Genomic DNA, 16,190 nt, shown 5'->3' on the forward strand with positions numbered 1-16,190 from the left:
AGTTGACACCCGCGAGAAACCCGCCAATGGCGGGTTTTTTTTCGTCCATGCGGTGTGCTTCAAACACGCCGCGTGCTTCGCTCAGTCGTGACGATGCACGGTCTGGCCATGTCCGCAATGCTCGCAGTCGTCGCCGTGTCCGTGATGATGGTGATGGTGGCCGTGATCGTGATCGTGATCGTCATCATCGAAGTCCCACGCCGGGAACGGATCGGGGAACTGCTGCCAGGCTTGCGGCCCTAGCGCGTATTCGTCGTCGGTGAGGAGACACGCGTCGAACCTCGCGCGCCAGATGGCGGGATCGATATCGACGCCGATCAGCACGAACTCCTGACGACGATCGCCGATGCTCATATCGTCCGGTGCGCCGTACCAGTCCGCGGCGATTTCGGCGGCCAGCTCGTCGTCGCCTTCCGGCCATTCGCTGCGATCCTGCGCAGCCCACCACATGCCCGCCGGACCATGCCGGCAAGCGCCACCTGCCTGCGATAGCGAGCCGCCGATATCGTTGCGCGTCGCGAGCCAGAAGAAACCCTTGCTACGCAGCACACCCTTCCACTCCTGATGCAGCAACTCCCACAGCCGCTGCGGATGAAAGGGCCGGCGCGCGCGATAGACAAAATGGCCGACGCCGTATTCGTCGGCTTCGCTGTGATGCGTGTGGCCGTGCTGAGCGCCGTGCTCGTGCTCTTGTTCGTGCTCGAGCGCCGCGAGCCAGCCCGCCGCATTCGACGCCGCGTCGAAATCGAAGCGCCCGGTGTTCAGCACCTGGTCGAGCGGCACCTCGGCGAAGCGGCTCACGAGTTGCACGGCCCGCGGGTTCAGGCACGCGAGGATGCGCTGCAAACGTGCGAGTTCGTCGGCGCTGACGAGATCAATCTTGTTCACGACAAGCACGTCACTAAACTCGATCTGCTCGATCAGCAGTTCGACGACCGTTCGGTCGTCGTCCTCGGTGACTGCGATGCCGCGTTCGGAGAGCGCGTCGGCCGACGCGTAGTCGCGCAGGAAGTTGAAGGCATCGACGATCGTGACCATCGTGTCGAGCCGCGCGACATCGGCAAGCGACGCGCCGTCGTTGTCGTCGACGAACGTGAAGGTCTCGGCGATCTGTATCGGTTCGGTGACGCCGGTCGATTCGATCACGAACGCGTCAAAGCGCTTTTCGCCGGCGAGGCGATGGATTTCATCCAGCAGATCGTCGTGCTGCGTGCAGCAGATGCAGCCGTTCGTGAGTTCAACCACCTGTTCGCCGACACGTGGCGGCTCGGCCGGAGTCTGCACGAGCGTTGGGTCGATATCGACGGTGGCGAGATCGTTGACGATCACCGCGACGCGCAAGCCGGCGCGATTCGCGAGGATATGGTTCAGGAGCGTGGTCTTGCCGGCGCCCAGAAAACCGGAGAGCACGGTGATGGGCAATAGCGGCTGGTTCATCGCGGTACGGAATACGGGAAGATTGGAAGGCGTGCCGGGCGCGGGGTCAGTCCGTCGGCGCTGCGACGGCGCGGCGGCAGCATGAAGCCGCATTGTGCATCAAAACGGGTGCGGCCCGCGCGGGCCACGGCGCCAGAAAAAGCTTACTGCGCGGGCATCAACTTCCAGCTGCGCAGAATCGCGACGATCTGCTGGGCGTACTTGTCTCGCAACGCCGGTGTTTCCGAGTGGTAGGCACCGACCGCCTGCCAGGTATTGCCGTACTTGTTCATCTGGTGGCGCAGATGCCACGCCGCGATATAAACGTTCTTGCACGGCTCCATCAGCGTGCCCTGCGAGATCCCGTACTGCGCGAGCACCGGCAGATGTATCGAATTGATCTGCATCACACCGTAGTCGGTCGAGCCATTCGCGTTCTTGTGCTGGGCATCCGGCCGGTTATGCGACTCCTGCCAGGCGATTGCCCGCAAAACGAGCGGATTGACCTTCTGGTACTTCGCCGCCTCGTCGAAGCAGTCGGCGCGCGCGGAGGCGGCTGCGGCAAACAGCGCGAGCGTGGCGGTGACGGTGACAAGCGGACGTTTCATCAATCAAGACGACTAATTAAAGTCGAGGTAAGAATTGGTAAGGCGGTTTGCCGGCCGCTATGCGGCCGCAACAGCAAGCTGGCCGGGCGTTTGTCGGACATCGGGGAAAACCCGTGTCAGCAAACACAAAACAGCGAGTCGAACGGCTCGTATCATACCGGCAGTCCGATCATCGTCAAGTTGGCTAACCGACATAAGACCGCATAAGCCCGGCTAATGTCGGGAGCGTACGGTGGTGCCGGTTAGCTTTCATTTTAATAACGGCAGCGTGAATCTTTAACGGATTCGCATGCGGTCGCTCGTTTTGTTTCAAATCCGACATGAAAAGCTGTTACTGTTCGATCTTTTCGGACGTCGGGGCGCCTGAGCTCGAAGCGAAGTTCGCTGTTAAGGCGGGCTCACAGGCCGATTGGGCGGCGGCTTGCTGCCAGGTCCGCATCGCATGACCGTCGGTGGCCGAGGCTGCCGGTATCGATATCACATCCCATGAGAAGAAATAGTATGGCTTTGCGTCGCGTTGCAACGGCGCTGCTGGTGGCTGGACTGATCACCGCGCAGGCAGCACAGGCACAGGTGACACTGAACTTCGTCAACGCCGACATCGATCAGGTCGCGAAAGCGATCGGCGCTGCGACCGGCAAGACGATCATCGTCGATCCGCGGGTGAAGGGGCAACTGAACCTCGTCTCCGAAAACGCGGTGCCCGAGGATCAGGCACTCAAAACCTTGCAGTCCGCGCTGCGCATGCAGGGCTTCGCGCTCGTACAGGATCATGGCGTGCTGAAAGTGGTGCCCGAGGCGGACGCCAAGCTGCAAGGCGTGCCGACCTATGTGGGCAACGTGCCGACCGCGCGCGGCGACCAGGTCGTCACACAGGTCTTCACACTGAGGAACGAATCGGCCAACAACCTGCTGCCGGTACTGCGTCCGCTGATCTCGCCGAACAACACCGTCGCAGCCTACCCCTCTAACAACACTATTGTCGTTACCGATTACGCCGACAACGTTCGGCGCATCGCGCAGATCATCGCGGGCGTCGATAGCGCGGCGGGCCAGTCGGTTGCGGTCGTGCCGCTGAAGAACGCGAACGCGATCGACATCGCGCAGCAGCTGAACAAGATGCTCGACCCGGGCTCGATCGGCAGCACGGACGCGACGCTGAAGGTGTCGATTTCGTCTGATGCGCGCACCAACTCGCTGCTGATGCGCGCATCGAACACCGCACGCCTCGCGGCGGCGAAGGAGCTCGCGAAACAGCTCGACGTGCCGACCACGATGCCCGGCAACATTCACGTCGTGCCGCTGCGCAACGCGGATGCGACAAAGCTCGCGCGCACGCTGCGCTCGATGCTCGGTAAGGGCGCCGGCGGCGAAGGCGGTTCGTCGGCTGGCTCGAACGAGGCCAACGCGTTCAACCAGAACGCCGGCGGTGGGGGCGGCAGCAGCACTTCGACGGGCGTTGCCGGCACGGCGCCGTTGCCGTCGGGTGGTCTCGGCAGCAGTTCGATGGGCTCGTCGCCGATGGGCGGCTCTTCCGGTTCGGGCAAGGAGTCCGGCGGCTTCCTCGGTGGCGACAAGGAGAAGGGCAGCGAGGACCAGGGCGGCGGTATGATCACCGCCGATGCGGCGACCAACTCGCTGATCGTCACGGCGCCCGAGGCGGTGTACCGTAATCTGCGCGCGGTGATCGACCAGCTCGATGCGCGTCGCGCTCAGGTGTATATCGAGGCACTGATCGTCGAGCTGAATTCGAATACGAGCGGCAACCTCGGTATTCAGTGGCAGGTCGCGAACGGTAACTTATTTGCCGGTACCAACCTGGCGACTGGCTCGGGCAACAGCATCATCAACCTGACGGCCGCGGCGGCCGCGGCTGGATCGACCGGCGGCCTCGCGACGGCGCTGGGCACCCAGGGCCTGCAACAAGGCCTGAACGTCGGCTGGATTCACAACATTTTTGGCGTTCAGGGTCTCGGCGCGTTGCTGCAGGCGCTGTCGCAGACCGCCGACGCGAATGTGCTGTCCACACCGAACCTGATCACGCTCGACAACGAAGAAGCGAAGATCATCGTCGGTACCAACGTGCCGATCCAGACCGGCTCGTATTCGAACCTGACGAGCAGCACGACGAGCACGGCTTTCAACACGTTCGACCGCGTCGACATCGGTCTGACGCTGCACGTGAAGCCGCAAATTACCGATGGCGGCATCCTGAAGCTGCAGCTCTACACGGAAGACTCGGCGATCGTCAACGGCACGAACAACGCGTCGACGAACCCGCAGGGCCCGGAATTCACGAAGCGTTCGATCCAGTCGACCGTGCTGTGCGATAACGGCGAGATCATCGTGCTCGGCGGCCTGATGCAGGACAACTACCAGGTCAGCAACAGCAAGGTGCCGCTGCTTGGCGACATTCCCTGGCTGGGCCAGCTGTTCCGCTCCGAGCAGAAGACGCGCGACAAGACCAACCTGATGGTCTTCCTGCGCCCGGTGATCCTCGCCGACCGCGAAACCACGCAGGCCGTCTCGGCGAACCGCTACGACTACATCCAGGGTGTGCAGGGTGCGTACCGTTCGGACAACAGGGTCATGAAGGATCACGACGATCCAGTCGTGCCGCCGATGCCAGTCGGCCCGAGCCAGGGCGGGGTGCCGGCGATGAACCTGTTCGACCTGAACCAGATGCGCCGCCAGCAGCAGGCACCGCAACCGATCCCTCAACAGGTTCCTCAACAGATGCCGCCGCAGGCGGTGCCGCAAGCCGCCGTCGTCGATCCGGCAAGCGGCGTGGTGTCGAGCACGGTGTCGCCGGGAGCGCATCCGTGACGCAGACGCCCGCGCAAACCGCGCCATCGCAACGTCTGCTGAACAGTGACGGCGCCGACGGCGAGCGCGCGGCGCCGTCGCCGCTTGCCGCCCGGCTCGTGCCGTACGGCTTTGCGCGCAGCGGCCAGATTCTGGTCGCGCATCAGCATGCCGACAGCCTCGAAGTCTGGATCAGCGAGCGCACGAGCGAAGCCGCGCTTGCCGAAGTCGCGCGCAATTACGGCACGGTGTCGGTCGTGCGCATGCCCGCCGACGAGCTCGCGCAGGCGATCAACCAGGCGTATGCGCGCCAGGACGGCAGCGCTGCGCAGGTGGTCGGAGAAGTGGAAGGCGAAGTCGATCTGTCGCGTCTGATGCAGGACATCCCCGAGGTCGAGGATCTGCTCGAGTCGGAAGATGACGCGCCGATCATCCGCATGATCAACGCGCTGCTCACGCAAGCGGCGCGCGAGCAGGCATCCGATATCCACATCGAGCCGTTCGAGAATGCGTCCGTGGTGCGCTTTCGCGTCGACGGCACGCTGCGTGATGTGGTGCGGCCGAAAAAAGCGCTGCACGGCGCGCTGATCTCGCGGATCAAGATCATGGCGCAGCTCGACATCGCGGAAAAACGTCTGCCGCAGGACGGCCGCATCACGCTACGCGTCGGCGGTCGCCCGGTCGACGTGCGCGTATCGACGCTGCCGACCGGTCACGGCGAGCGCGCGGTGCTGCGTCTGCTCGAAAAAGACGCGGCACGACTCAATCTCGAAGCGCTCGGCATGGCGTCCGACACGCTCGGCCAGTTCGACAAGCTGATCGGCAAGCCGCACGGCATCGTGCTCGTGACGGGCCCGACCGGTTCCGGCAAGACCACGACGCTGTATGCGTCGATGTCGCGACTGGAAACGGCGACCACCAACATCATGACGGTGGAAGATCCGATCGAATACGACCTGTCCGGCATCGGCCAGACCCAGGTCAACGAGCGGATCGGCATGAGCTTCGCACGCGCATTGCGCTCGATTCTGCGTCAGGACCCGGACGTCATCATGATCGGTGAAATCCGCGACCTCGAAACCGCGCAGATCGCGGTGCAGGCATCGCTGACGGGCCACCTGGTGCTCGCGACGCTTCACACGAACGACGCGGCATCTGCCGTCACGCGACTGACCGACATGGGCGTCGAGCCGTATCTGCTGGCGTCATCGCTGCTCGGCGTGCTCGCGCAGCGGCTGGTGCGGCGTCTATGCCCGGTGTGCCGCGAAGAGCGCACCGAAGAGGACGGCAGCAAGCGCTGGCATCCGGTCGGCTGCGACCGTTGCGGCCAATCCGGTTACGCGGGACGGCGCGGCGTCTACGAGTTGCTGCTGATCGACGAAACGATCCGCTCGCTGATCCACCGCAACGCGGCGGATGCCGAAATTCTCGAAGCCGGCCGTTCGCAGGGCATGCGCACGCTGCGCGACGATTCGGAGCGTTGGCTTGCGTCGGGACTGACGTCGCTCGAAGAAGTGATTCGCGTGACGGGCGGAGCGTAAGCGCATGCCGGCATTTCGTTTTGAAGCGATCGACGCGGCGGGCAAGCCACAAAAAGGCGTGCTCGACGCCGACAGCGCGCGCGGCGCGCGCACGAGCCTGCGTTCGCAGGGGCTCACCCCGCTCGTCGTCGAACCAGCGGCATCGCGCACGCGCGGCGAGCGCAATCGGCGGCTCGCGCTCGGGCGTCGTCTGTCGCAGCGCGAGCAGGCCATTCTGACGCGGCAGCTCGCGAGTCTGCTGATCGCCGGCTTGCCGCTCGACGAAGCTCTCGCGGTGCTGACCGAGCAGTCGGAGCGCGATTACATCCGCGAGCTGATGGCGGCGATTCGCGCCGAAGTGCTCGGCGGTCATTCGCTCGCCAACGCGCTGCAGCAGCATCCGAAGGATTTCCCCGAGATCTACCGGGCGCTCGTCGCGGCCGGCGAACACACGGGCAAGCTCGGTTTGGTGCTGTCGCGGCTCGCCGACTATATCGAGCAGCGCAACGCACTGAAGCAGAAGATCGTGCTGGCGTTCACCTATCCGACGATCGTCACGTTCATCGCGTTCGGCATCGTCACGTTCCTGCTCAGCTATGTGGTGCCGCAGGTCGTCAACGTGTTCGCGAGCACGAAACAGCAACTGCCATTTCTGACGATCGTGATGATGGCGCTGTCCGGCTTCGTGCGGCACTGGTGGTGGGCGATGCTAATCGGCGTGCTCGTGGTCGGCTATCTGGTGCGCGCGACGCTCAGGCAACCGGCGCCGCGTCTCGCGTTCGACCGTTGGCTGCTCACCGCGCCGCTGATCGGCAAGCTCGTGCGCGGCTATAACACCGTGCGCTTCGCGAGCACGCTTGGCATTCTGACCGCGGCGGGCGTGCCGATTCTGCGCGCGTTGCAGGCCGCGGCCGAAACGCTCAGCAACAACGCGATGCGCGAGAACATCGACGACGCGATCGTGCGGGTGCGCGAAGGTACGTCGCTGTCGCGCGCGCTCGGCAATACGAAGACGTTTCCGCCGGTGCTCGTGCACCTGATCCGCTCGGGCGAAGCGACCGGTGACGTGACGACGATGCTCGATCGCGCGGCCGACGGCGAAGCGCGCGAGCTTGAGCGTCGCACGATGTTCCTGACGAGCCTGCTCGAGCCGCTGCTGATTCTGGCGATGGGGGGCGTGGTGCTCGTGATCGTGCTCGCGGTGATGCTGCCGATCATCGAGCTGAACAACCTCGTGCAGTAGCAGCAGCGCGAGGAAGGAAAAGAAAGAATTGCGCGGCTTACCGCATCAGCCGCGCAATCGTTTCAGGTTTCAGCGCACGTAGATGGTAGGTCCGCCGGCATTGGCGGGCAGGAATATTTCGGAGTGGGCGCCGTTGCGGTCGATGATGATCGAGCGGGCGCGAACTTCGGAGAGTCTGGTGCCTTGCATGAGCGCGCTGCCAAGCGACACCGCGTGAGGCGGTTCGCCGCCGACGCTGACGATCGCCGCGGCGCCTTCGCTCAACGCGAGGATGCCAAAGAGATGGATGTCCTGATTGACGTTGCGCGTGAGTTGCCCGCCGAACAGTGCTGCGGCCTGGTCGGTCGAGACCTGCGTATGTGCGGCGGCGGCCGGCAACGGCGCGCCGGACATCGTGGTGAGCGTGATGACCCAGTAGGTCAGCGTCGCACAGAAAGCGGCGAACACCGCGAGCGACAGGAGGCGGATTTGGATGGCGTTCATGCGCTCATTGTACGGACTATTGTGAAAATTGCGGTGGGTTGAAACCCTTCAACTGCATGACATTAAAATGACCGGCCCGGCGTGTTCAATCTGACAGCCGGAGTCGAAAATTTCACCTGAAAAGAGGTAGCAAGCTATGCAACTGTCGACCATTCGCCGCGCTGACAACGCGGGTCCGCGCAGCCGTCGTCAGCGTGGTTTCACGCTGATCGAAATCATGGTCGTGATCGCGATTCTCGGCATTCTCGCCGCGCTGATCGTGCCGAAGATCATGAGCCGTCCGGACGAAGCGCGGCGCGTCGCCGCGAAGCAGGATATCGGCACCGTGATGCAGGCGTTGAAGCTCTATCGCCTCGACAATGGCCGCTATCCGACCCAGGAACAGGGTCTGCGCTCGCTGATCGAAAAGCCCTCCACCGACCCGGTCCCCAACAACTGGAAGGACGGCGGCTATCTCGAGCGTCTGCCGAACGATCCGTGGGGCAATCCGTACCAGTACCTGAATCCGGGCGTGCACGGCGAGATCGATGTGTTCAGCTACGGCGCCGATGGCAAACCGGGCGGCGAAGGCAACGATGCCGACGTCGGGTCCTGGCAATAAACGCGCCGAACCCCAGGTTCCCGCCAGGCTCGAAGATGTCCATGTACGCGCCCTCTTTGCCATCGGTTTGGCCGCTGGTTTCGCCGAGCGCCCTGCCCGCCGCGCCGCAATTTTCGCGGCGCGTCGAGGCGCGCGTGCTTCACCGATGCATTGCTGTTTGAATTTTCGTTGATCGTCGATGGCCGGCACTATGCGCACGTCCGCTTGCAAGTCCCGCGTGGACAATTCGTGTACGGTTTCGCGGCCGCGCTTGCGCCAGCGCCGCGGCCGCGCGGCCGGCTTCACGCTGCTCGAAATGATGGTTGTGCTCGTGATCGCGGGCCTGCTCGTGTCGCTGACCGCGGTGACGATGACGCGTAATCCGCGCACCGATCTGAACGAGGAAGCGCAGCGTCTCGCGCTATTGTTCGAATCCGCCGGCGACGAAGCGCAGGTGCGCGCGCGGCCGATCGCGTGGCGGCCGCTAGAGGGCGGCTTCCGTTTCGATCAGCGCACAGAAGACGGCTGGCGTCCGCTGCGCGACGATCTGCTCGGACCGCGTCAGTGGGAAGGCGGTGTGACCGGTGTCGCGATCAGCTACCCGGGCTCGGATTCGCAAGCCGATCGCATCGTGTTCGGTACCGAAGCGATCGACGTGCCGGTGCAGGTCACGCTGTTTTCGGCGGCCGGCCAGGCGACGATCGTCGGTACCGGCAATGGCCGCTACGAGGTGCGTTGAGATGCCGATGCGTCGTTATGGCAGGGCCGCATGCGCCCCCTCCCCCTTCATGATGCGTCACGGCGCGGGCCGCAAGTCGCGCGGCTTCACGATGATCGAGGTGCTGGTCGCGCTCGCCATCATCGCGGTTGCGCTCGCCGCGTCGCTGCGCGCGGTCGGCAGTCTCGCGAGCGGCGAAGCCGATCTGCACCGGCGTCTGCTCGCCGGCTGGAGCGCGGATAACACGCTCGCGCAACTGCATCTGAAGCATGTATGGCCGAACATCGGCTCAACGAGCTTCGATTGCTCGCAAGGCAATCTGCAGCTGCTCTGTACCGAGCATGTGACGGCGACGCCCAATCCGGTGTTTCGCCGTGTCGAAGTAATGGTGACGATGCCCGGGCAAACCGGCAATCTTGCCCAGATGGTCACGGTGGTCGCGAATGAAACCAACCGCTCGCTGTGAGCGCCGCCGCCGGTACGGCGCGCGCGGCTTCACGCTGATCGAACTGCTGGTCGCGATCGCGATCCTCGCGGTCATCGCCGTGCTGTCGTGGCGCGGACTCGATCAGATCATCCGCGGCCGCACGACGATCACGAACGCGATGGAAGACGAGCGCGTGTTCGCGCAGCTGTTCGACCAGATGCGCATCGATGCGCGCCAGGCCGCCGGGGACGAATCGGGTGAGGCCGCGGTTTCGATCAACGGCAACACGCTGCAGATCGTGCGGCACATGGTGCTGCCGGGCATCGCGCCGCGTCTTCAGGTGGTGCGCTATCAGATCTCGAACGGCCGGGTGGTGCGCTACGCGTCGCCGCCGCTTGGCAATGTCGGCGAGTTGCGACGCGCGCTGCACGGCAGCGACGAAGGCTGGAGCGCGGTGCCGCTGATGGGCGGCGTCGGTTCGATTTCGGCGCGCATGTATGTGCCGAAGCTCGGCTGGACCACACAGATGAACGACGTGCAAACCGCGATGACGGAGGCCACCAACAACCTGAAGGTGCCGCAGCTCGGCAACGCGCCGATGCCGCGCTCGGTGACGGGGCTCGAGATCAGCATCGGCGCGACGTCGCTCGCGCGGCCGATCACGCGCGTTTTTCTGGTCGGAGAATGAGATGACGTTCTCCTCGTCGTTGCCGAAAAAGTCCGCGTCGGGTTCGCGTGCACGCGAGCGCGGCGCGGCCATCATCAGCGCGCTGCTCGTCGTCGCGCTGTCGGCGGTCCTCGTGTCCGGCATGTTGTGGCGCCAGCAGGTGCAGATCCGGCGCATCGAGAATCAGCGGCTGCTGTCGCAGGCGCAGTGGGTTGCGCGCGGGGCGCTCGACTGGACGCGGCTGATCCTGCGTTCCGAAGGCGATACGTCGGCGGGCATCACGTATCTGGGTGGCCTGTGGGGCGTGCCGATTGCAAAAACACGGCTGTCGGATTTTCTCGGCCAGATCGGCGAGGTGCGTGCGGAGCAAGGTGCGGCGACGTACCTGTCAGGCTCGATCGAGGACGCGCAATCCCGATTCAATCTGCGCAATCTGGTCGCGAGTCCGGCGCCCGGCGTGATGCAGATCAGCGCCGAGCAGATGGCCGCGTATCAGCGTTTGCTCGTGTCGCTCGGCCTGAGCGGACAGCTCGCCAAAGTGACCGCGCTGCACATGCGTGCGGGGCTGTCGCAATCGGCGACGCGCTTTCAGACCGGCACCTCGGTCACCAGTTCGACGCAGGTCGGTGGCGGCGGCATGACGGGCGGCAACTTCGCGAACCAGCCCGGCATCGAGGACGGCGACGACAACGTGGCGGTCGCGCCGCTCCTGATGACGAGCGTCGATTCGCTGCTCGACATTCCGGGCTATACGCCGGAGACCATCGCGCGGCTGCGCCCGTTCGTCACCGTGTTGCCCACGACCACCGCGATCAACATGAACACCGCGTCGGCCGAAGTGATCGCGGCAGTGGTGCCGGGCATGACGGTGTCGCAGGCGCAGGCACTCGTCGCGCGGCGGCAGACCGTGTTCTTCCGCAACGTCGGCGACGTGTCGCTCGCGCTGACCGCGGCTGGCGTGCCGTCGGTGTCGATCGATCAGAACCAGTTCGACGTCAACTCGAACTACTTTTTAGTCCACGGCAGTGTGCAGCACGAGCGCGCCGAAGTGGATCGCACGACGCTCGTCTATCGCGATCCGCTGACTCACACCACGCGTATCGTGCGGGTACAAGACCAACTATGAATAATGCAATCCACAGAGAGGGTGGCCTTTGAGCACGCTGATCGTCCTATTGCCGCCGCGTGATCCGGCGGTGCCCTCGCAGGAATGGCAACTGCCCGAGCTGACATTTCTGCTGCTCGATAAGGCGGGGCGCACGCAGCGCGCCGGCCGCTCGGCGCTCGCGCTACTGCCGCGCGCGAGCACGACGGTGCTGATGGTCGCCGCGCGCGACCTGCTGCTGATGCCCGCGACGCTGCCGCCGCTACGCGGCCCGAAGCTGCGCCAGGCATTGCCTAATATCGTCGAGGATCAACTGATCCAGGACCCGCAGACCTGCCATATCGCGGTCGATCCGCAGAGGCTCGGCGATGGCCGGCACCTGCTCGCGATCGTCGATCGCGGCTGGTTCCGTTTCGTCTGCGAGGCGTTCACAGCGGCCGGTCATCGCAGTCTGCGCGCGGTGCCGGTCACGCGTTGCCTGCCGCAGGCGCCGGTGGCCGAAGTGGCCGCGAGCGTCGATGAAACAGCCGACGCGCGCGAGCCGGTGGTGGCGCCCGAAGCGCCGGCCATCGTGCCGATGGTGGCGGCAGTGCTCGGTGCGGTGGTGCAGACCGCGCCCGCGCTGCTGCTCGAAGGCGCGGTCGACAGCGGCGTGCCGCGCGTCGAACTGGCGATTGCGCGCGGCGCGCAGGGCGAAGGCCTCGCGGCGCCTGCCAACGCGGTCAATGCAACCCTCGCCGCGCTCGCCGGTGCGGCTCCGGTCTCGCTGTACATGCTGACCGAGGTGCCCGGCAACGAGCCGAGCCACACCACGACGAGTCCCGCACGGCTCGCCGCGCACATCCACGGCGCGAGTCCTCTGCCGTTCGAACAGCTCGCGCGGCGCGCGCTCGAATGCCGCTTCGACCTGTGCCAGTTCGAGTTCGCGTCGCAGCCGTGGCGCCTCGATCGTGCGACGCTGCGGCGTCTGCGTCTTCCGATCGGACTCGCAATCGCCGCGCTCGTCGTCGCGATCATCGGCGCGAACGTGCAGTGGCTGATGCTCTCGCGTCAGCGCGACGCGATCAACACGCAGATGACGGAGTTGCTGCTCAACACGTTCCCGAAGACGACCGTCGTGCTCGACGCGCCAGATCAGATGGCGCGTCAGGTGCAGCAATTGCGGGTCGCGGCGGGCGAGTTGTCGCCGGAGGATTTCCTGTCCATCGCTGACGGTCTCGCGCGTTCGCTGTCGCCTCTGCCGGTCAACGGCATCGCCGCGCTCGACTATCACGACCACCGCCTCGACGTGACCTTCAAACCCGCGATCAAGGTCGACCCCGACTTTGCCAAGCGCCTCGCGCGCAACGGCCTCACCGGCGCGATCGACAGCAGTACCGGAAAGTGGACCATCAGGAACGGACAATGAAAGCTGAACTCGCTCAAACATGGGCTGGCTTCTGGGAACAGCGCACTGATCGTGAAAAAGCGCTGCTGACGTGGGGCGGCGCCGCGCTCGCCGTGGCGATCGCGTGGTCGGTGCTGTGGGCACCCGCGCAGGAAGGCCGCGCACATCTGCACGAATCGCTGCCCAGTCTGCAGCGCCAGCTCGCGCAGATGACCTCGCAGGCCAACGAGGCACGCTCGCTGTCGGCGGCCGCGCAAGGTGTCGCGCCGACCGGCGCCGCGCTCAAGGACGCGCTGAGCGCATCGCTCGGCGAGCATGGCCTCGCCGCGACGCAGGTGCAGTTCGTTGGCAACGCGGTGCAGGTGCAGATGAAAAACGTGGCGTTTCCCGCCTGGACCACGTGGGTCGATGACGTGCGCAAGCAGTTCAAGGTGCAGGTCTCAGAGGCTCACATCACGGCGTTGAAGGACGACGGCCAGGTGGACCTGACGGTGGCGCTGCAACCATCGACCGCGAAATAACAACGCGCCGCTCGCGACAGGATCTCGAATGAATTACTGGATGTGGCGCCTGCGTGTGGCGCTGCCGTGGCTGGTCGTGGCCATTTTGTCGGTCGCGGCCGTGACGCTCGCGTTGCTGCCGGCCGCCTGGATTACGCCGCAGTTCGCGCGGCAAACGCACGGGCATGTCAATCTCGTCGACGCCGAGGGCTCGCTGTGGCACGGCTCGGCGACGCTGATGCTGGCCGCCGGTTCCGATATGAGCGCGGCGACAATGCTGCCTGGGCGGATCGAATGGCGCACCGCCTTCTGGCCGCTTTTCACCGGGCGTGTGCGCATGGTCATGCGGCAAAGCGAAGCGATGCCCGACCCGATCACGGTCGATGCGACACTGCGCGGGGCAACCGTCACGCCGGGCGTGCTCGTGGTGCCGGCGTCGCTGCTCGCGGGGCTCGGCGCGCCGTTCAACACGCTCGATCTGCAGGGCAACGTGCAGCTGTCGTGGTCCGACTGGCGTAGCTTCAACGGCGAAGCGTTCGGACAACTGACGATGATGCTCGACGACCTCAGCTCACGCGTGTCGCTCGTGAAGCCGCTCGGGTCGTACCGGGTCAGGTTTCAGGCGCAGGGCATGTCGTCGGCGCTCGATCTGAGCACGGTGAAGGGACCGTTGACGCTGAACGGCACCGGCACGGTCTCGGCCGCATCGACGTCGTTTCGTGGCACGGCGAGCGCCGCGCCGGAGCAGCACGACAACCTCGCCGGCCTGCTGAATCTGCTTGGCCGGCCGAGCGGACCGGATACGGTGGCGCTGACGTTCGTGCACTGAGGTGCGCTGTTTTGCGCTGCGCGCTTCGCATTGACCGAGGCGCGCGCGGCGGCCGTTATTTGCTCTGCACCCGCGCTTGCGGCGCGTCTGCGCTTTGCGTGATGCCTTGCGCGATGGACGTCGCGCCGGGTGCCGCCACTGCGGCAGCCGCTGGAGCCGACGCCGGCAGCGGTGCGGGCGCGGCGACATCGCCGGTCTCGCGATCCATCTGCGACACGTCCCAGCCGCCGCCGAGCGCCTTCACGAGACCCACCGACGACACCATCCGCTGCCCGGCGATGGTCTCGAGCTTCTGTTCGGCCGTGAATGCCGTGGTCTGCGCGGTCAGCACGTTGACGAAACCGACCGTACCCGCCTTGTACTCGTTCGTGACGATCGCCAGCGCCTGGCGCGCCGAGTCGACCGCCTGCCGCTGCACGACGATTTCCTGCTCGAGGATGCGCAGCGACGCGAGGTTGTCCTCGACGTCCTGGAACGCGGCGAGCACCGTTTGCCGATAGGTCGCGACATCGGCGTCGTAGGTGGCGCGCGCGGCCTCGGTTTTCGCCTGGCGCAGGCCGGCGTCGAAGATCGTTCCGGCCAGTTGCGGGCCGAGCGTCCAGAAGCGCGACGGCAAGGTCAGCAGTTGCGAGAACACTGAGTTCTCGAAGCCGCCGGTCGCCGACAGCGTCAGCGACGGGAAGAACGCGGCGATCGCCACGCCGATCTGCTCGTTCGCCGCAGCGGCCTTGCGTTCCGCGGACGCGATATCCGGCCTGCGTTCGAGCAGCGCAGACGGCATTTGCGCGGGCACGGCGGGTGGCGTCGCGGTGAGCGGCATCGGCGGCAGCGAGAACGTCGACGCGGGCACGCCGATCAGCACCGCGATCGCGTGCTCGTCCTGCGCGCGCTGGATGCCATTGTCGATCGCGGCGGCCTGCGCCGATTGCAGCTGGGTTTGCGCCTGGATCACGTCCGAGCGCGCGGCGACGCCGGCCGCGTACTGATTCTGTGTGAGCTGCAGCGAGCGCTGATAGGCCTCGACGGTGTCGTCTAGCAGCTTTTGCGTGGAATCGAGCGCGCGTAGCAGGAAGTAGGTCTGCGCGAGCGTGGCTTGCGCCGACAGGCGCGCGTTCGCGAGGTCGGCGGCCGCACCTTGCTGGCCGGCTGTCTGTGCGTTGACCGAGCGCGTGACCGAGCCCCACAGGTCCGGTTCCCAGCTCGCCTGCATCTGGACGTTGAAGCTGTTGCTGATGCCGGCGCGGCTCGTCGCCGTCGTCGCATTGCCGCCGGTTTGCGTGCCGTTGCCGGAGCGTGTCACGCCCGCCGACGCACCGATCGTCGGGAAGTACGCGGCGCGCGCTTCGCCGACGAGCGCGCGCGCCTGCCGGTAGTTCGCGGCGAATTGCGCGATGGTCTGGTTCGCGGCGTTGAGCTTGTCTACGAGTTCGTTGAGCTTCGGGTCTTCGTAGATCGCCCACCAGTTGCCGCGGTCGTGTTGATCGGCCGGTTCGGCGACCTTCCAGCCGGGCGCGGCTTCCTTGAACGACGCGGGGATCTGGGTGGCCGGCCGCTGATAGTTCGGGCCGACCGCGCAGGCGGCGACGAGCGTCGCGCAGGCCGCGCTGATGGCGAGGGTCAGGACGCGCGGCGCAAACGCCCGCGCGCGCGCGATTCGATCAGACTGCATGCAATGAATTCCTTCTGGACGCCGCGGTGCGGCAGGGAGCGGCGCCACCGGCGGGGCGAGATCATGGTCTGCCGGAATGTTAGCGTATGAGTCCGCGCGAGCGCGGGAAACTGAAAGCTGAAAGGTTAATGCGACGCGCTGCGCAGGTGTGTTACTTGCGGCGACGCGATGGTTACGCGTTGTTACCGGCAGGCACGAGGAACTGCGGGTGCGCTGCGGCTCAGGCGGCGAGC

The 16,190-nt window shown here is 65.6% G+C and carries 15 protein-coding genes; 11 read left to right on the plus strand and 4 right to left on the minus strand.

Annotated features, from left to right (window positions below):
• Positions 1–81: 81 nt before the first annotated feature.
• Together L0U81_RS15815 and L0U81_RS15820 are read right to left on the minus strand one after the other, a co-directional pair.
• Positions 82–1,437 (minus strand): GTP-binding protein, encoded by a 1,356-nt coding sequence (locus L0U81_RS15815; RefSeq protein WP_233804372.1) that lies wholly within the window; start codon positions 1,435–1,437, stop codon positions 82–84.
• A gap of 143 nt (positions 1,438–1,580) precedes the next feature.
• Complete coding sequence (locus L0U81_RS15820; RefSeq protein ID WP_233804091.1) at positions 1,581–2,024, minus strand: lytic transglycosylase domain-containing protein; 444 nt, start codon at positions 2,022–2,024, stop codon at positions 1,581–1,583.
• A gap of 501 nt (positions 2,025–2,525) precedes the next feature.
• Here L0U81_RS15820 and gspD point away from each other — a divergent pair.
• From gspD to gspF, 3 genes are read left to right on the plus strand one after another with little or no spacing between them, the layout of a single operon-like run.
• Positions 2,526–4,850 carry a type II secretion system secretin GspD gene (gspD, locus tag L0U81_RS15825; RefSeq protein WP_233804093.1) on the plus strand — a complete coding sequence of 775 codons (2,325 nt, stop codon included), beginning with the start codon at positions 2,526–2,528 and terminating at the stop codon, positions 4,848–4,850.
• A 35-nt stretch (positions 4,851–4,885) separates the two neighbouring features.
• The gene (gene gspE / locus L0U81_RS15830) at positions 4,886–6,370 is read left to right on the plus strand and encodes a type II secretion system ATPase GspE (protein ID WP_326489831.1); all 1,485 of its coding nucleotides are present in this window, start codon (positions 4,886–4,888) and stop codon (positions 6,368–6,370) included.
• Between the two features lie 4 nt (positions 6,371–6,374).
• Positions 6,375–7,592 carry a type II secretion system inner membrane protein GspF gene (gene gspF / locus L0U81_RS15835; protein WP_233804095.1) on the plus strand — a complete coding sequence of 406 codons (1,218 nt, stop codon included), beginning with the start codon at positions 6,375–6,377 and terminating at the stop codon, positions 7,590–7,592.
• Between the two features lie 69 nt (positions 7,593–7,661).
• Here the strand turns inward: gspF and L0U81_RS15840 are convergent, their stop codons facing one another.
• Positions 7,662–8,075: a general secretion pathway protein GspC gene (locus L0U81_RS15840; RefSeq protein WP_233804097.1), complete on the minus strand. Its 414-nt coding sequence runs from the start codon at positions 8,073–8,075 to the stop codon at positions 7,662–7,664.
• 136 nt (positions 8,076–8,211) lie between these two features.
• On the opposite strand from L0U81_RS15840, the gene gspG reads away from it, so the two are divergent.
• The 8 genes from gspG to L0U81_RS15880 all read left to right on the plus strand — a co-directional run bounded on the left by gspG (position 8,212) and on the right by L0U81_RS15880 (position 14,288).
• The gene (gene gspG / locus L0U81_RS15845) at positions 8,212–8,676 is read left to right on the plus strand and encodes a type II secretion system major pseudopilin GspG (protein WP_233804099.1); all 465 of its coding nucleotides are present in this window, start codon (positions 8,212–8,214) and stop codon (positions 8,674–8,676) included.
• Positions 8,677–8,854: 178 nt separating this feature from the next.
• A complete protein-coding gene (locus L0U81_RS15850) occupies positions 8,855–9,394 on the plus strand; it encodes a GspH/FimT family pseudopilin (RefSeq protein WP_233804101.1) in 540 nt (179 codons plus the stop codon).
• 49 nt (positions 9,395–9,443) lie between these two features.
• Positions 9,444–9,839, plus strand: coding sequence for a type II secretion system minor pseudopilin GspI (gene gspI, locus L0U81_RS15855; RefSeq protein WP_233804376.1), 396 nt, complete (start codon positions 9,444–9,446; stop codon positions 9,837–9,839).
• Positions 9,817–10,488, plus strand: coding sequence for a PulJ/GspJ family protein (locus L0U81_RS15860; RefSeq protein WP_233804102.1), 672 nt, complete (start codon positions 9,817–9,819; stop codon positions 10,486–10,488). Before gspI ends, L0U81_RS15860 begins: the two co-directional genes overlap by 23 nt.
• Position 10,489: 1 nt before the next feature.
• Positions 10,490–11,593 carry a type II secretion system minor pseudopilin GspK gene (gspK, locus tag L0U81_RS15865; RefSeq protein ID WP_233804104.1) on the plus strand — a complete coding sequence of 368 codons (1,104 nt, stop codon included), beginning with the start codon at positions 10,490–10,492 and terminating at the stop codon, positions 11,591–11,593.
• Positions 11,594–11,621: 28 nt separating this feature from the next.
• Complete coding sequence (gene gspL, locus L0U81_RS15870; RefSeq protein ID WP_233804106.1) at positions 11,622–12,980, plus strand: type II secretion system protein GspL; 1,359 nt, start codon at positions 11,622–11,624, stop codon at positions 12,978–12,980.
• The gene (locus L0U81_RS15875; protein WP_233804107.1) at positions 12,977–13,480 is read left to right on the plus strand and encodes a type II secretion system protein M; all 504 of its coding nucleotides are present in this window, start codon (positions 12,977–12,979) and stop codon (positions 13,478–13,480) included. Before gspL ends, L0U81_RS15875 begins: the two co-directional genes overlap by 4 nt.
• A 28-nt stretch (positions 13,481–13,508) precedes the next feature.
• Positions 13,509–14,288 carry a type II secretion system protein N gene (locus L0U81_RS15880; RefSeq protein WP_233804109.1) on the plus strand — a complete coding sequence of 260 codons (780 nt, stop codon included), beginning with the start codon at positions 13,509–13,511 and terminating at the stop codon, positions 14,286–14,288.
• A 55-nt stretch (positions 14,289–14,343) separates the two neighbouring features.
• Here the strand turns inward: L0U81_RS15880 and L0U81_RS15885 are convergent, their stop codons facing one another.
• Entirely contained in the window at positions 14,344–15,957 is a 1,614-nt protein-coding gene (locus L0U81_RS15885) for an efflux transporter outer membrane subunit (RefSeq protein ID WP_233804111.1), read from the minus strand.
• Positions 15,958–16,190 lie beyond the last annotated feature (233 nt).

This window comes from Paraburkholderia sp. HP33-1, from assembly GCF_021390595.1.
Taxonomy (GTDB): Bacteria; Pseudomonadota; Gammaproteobacteria; order Burkholderiales; family Burkholderiaceae; genus Paraburkholderia.

Excerpts from the sequence above, each read along its gene's own strand:
- L0U81_RS15815 (WP_233804372.1), bottom strand. The coding sequence starts at position 1,437 with ATGAACCAGCCGCTATTGCCCATCACCGTGCTCTCCGGTTTTCTGGGC.
- L0U81_RS15820 (WP_233804091.1), bottom strand. The coding sequence starts at position 2,024 with ATGAAACGTCCGCTTGTCACCGTCACCGCCACGCTCGCGCTGTTTGCC.
- gspD (WP_233804093.1), top strand. The coding sequence starts at position 2,526 with ATGGCTTTGCGTCGCGTTGCAACGGCGCTGCTGGTGGCTGGACTGATC.
- gspF (WP_233804095.1), top strand. The coding sequence starts at position 6,375 with ATGCCGGCATTTCGTTTTGAAGCGATCGACGCGGCGGGCAAGCCACAA.
- L0U81_RS15840 (WP_233804097.1), bottom strand. The coding sequence starts at position 8,075 with ATGAACGCCATCCAAATCCGCCTCCTGTCGCTCGCGGTGTTCGCCGCT.
- gspG (WP_233804099.1), top strand. The coding sequence starts at position 8,212 with ATGCAACTGTCGACCATTCGCCGCGCTGACAACGCGGGTCCGCGCAGC.
- L0U81_RS15850 (WP_233804101.1), top strand. The coding sequence starts at position 8,855 with ATGGCCGGCACTATGCGCACGTCCGCTTGCAAGTCCCGCGTGGACAAT.
- gspI (WP_233804376.1), top strand. The coding sequence starts at position 9,444 with ATGATGCGTCACGGCGCGGGCCGCAAGTCGCGCGGCTTCACGATGATC.
- L0U81_RS15860 (WP_233804102.1), top strand. The coding sequence starts at position 9,817 with ATGAAACCAACCGCTCGCTGTGAGCGCCGCCGCCGGTACGGCGCGCGC.
- gspK (WP_233804104.1), top strand. The coding sequence starts at position 10,490 with ATGACGTTCTCCTCGTCGTTGCCGAAAAAGTCCGCGTCGGGTTCGCGT.
- L0U81_RS15875 (WP_233804107.1), top strand. The coding sequence starts at position 12,977 with ATGAAAGCTGAACTCGCTCAAACATGGGCTGGCTTCTGGGAACAGCGC.
- L0U81_RS15880 (WP_233804109.1), top strand. The coding sequence starts at position 13,509 with ATGAATTACTGGATGTGGCGCCTGCGTGTGGCGCTGCCGTGGCTGGTC.
- L0U81_RS15885 (WP_233804111.1), bottom strand. The coding sequence starts at position 15,957 with ATGCAGTCTGATCGAATCGCGCGCGCGCGGGCGTTTGCGCCGCGCGTC.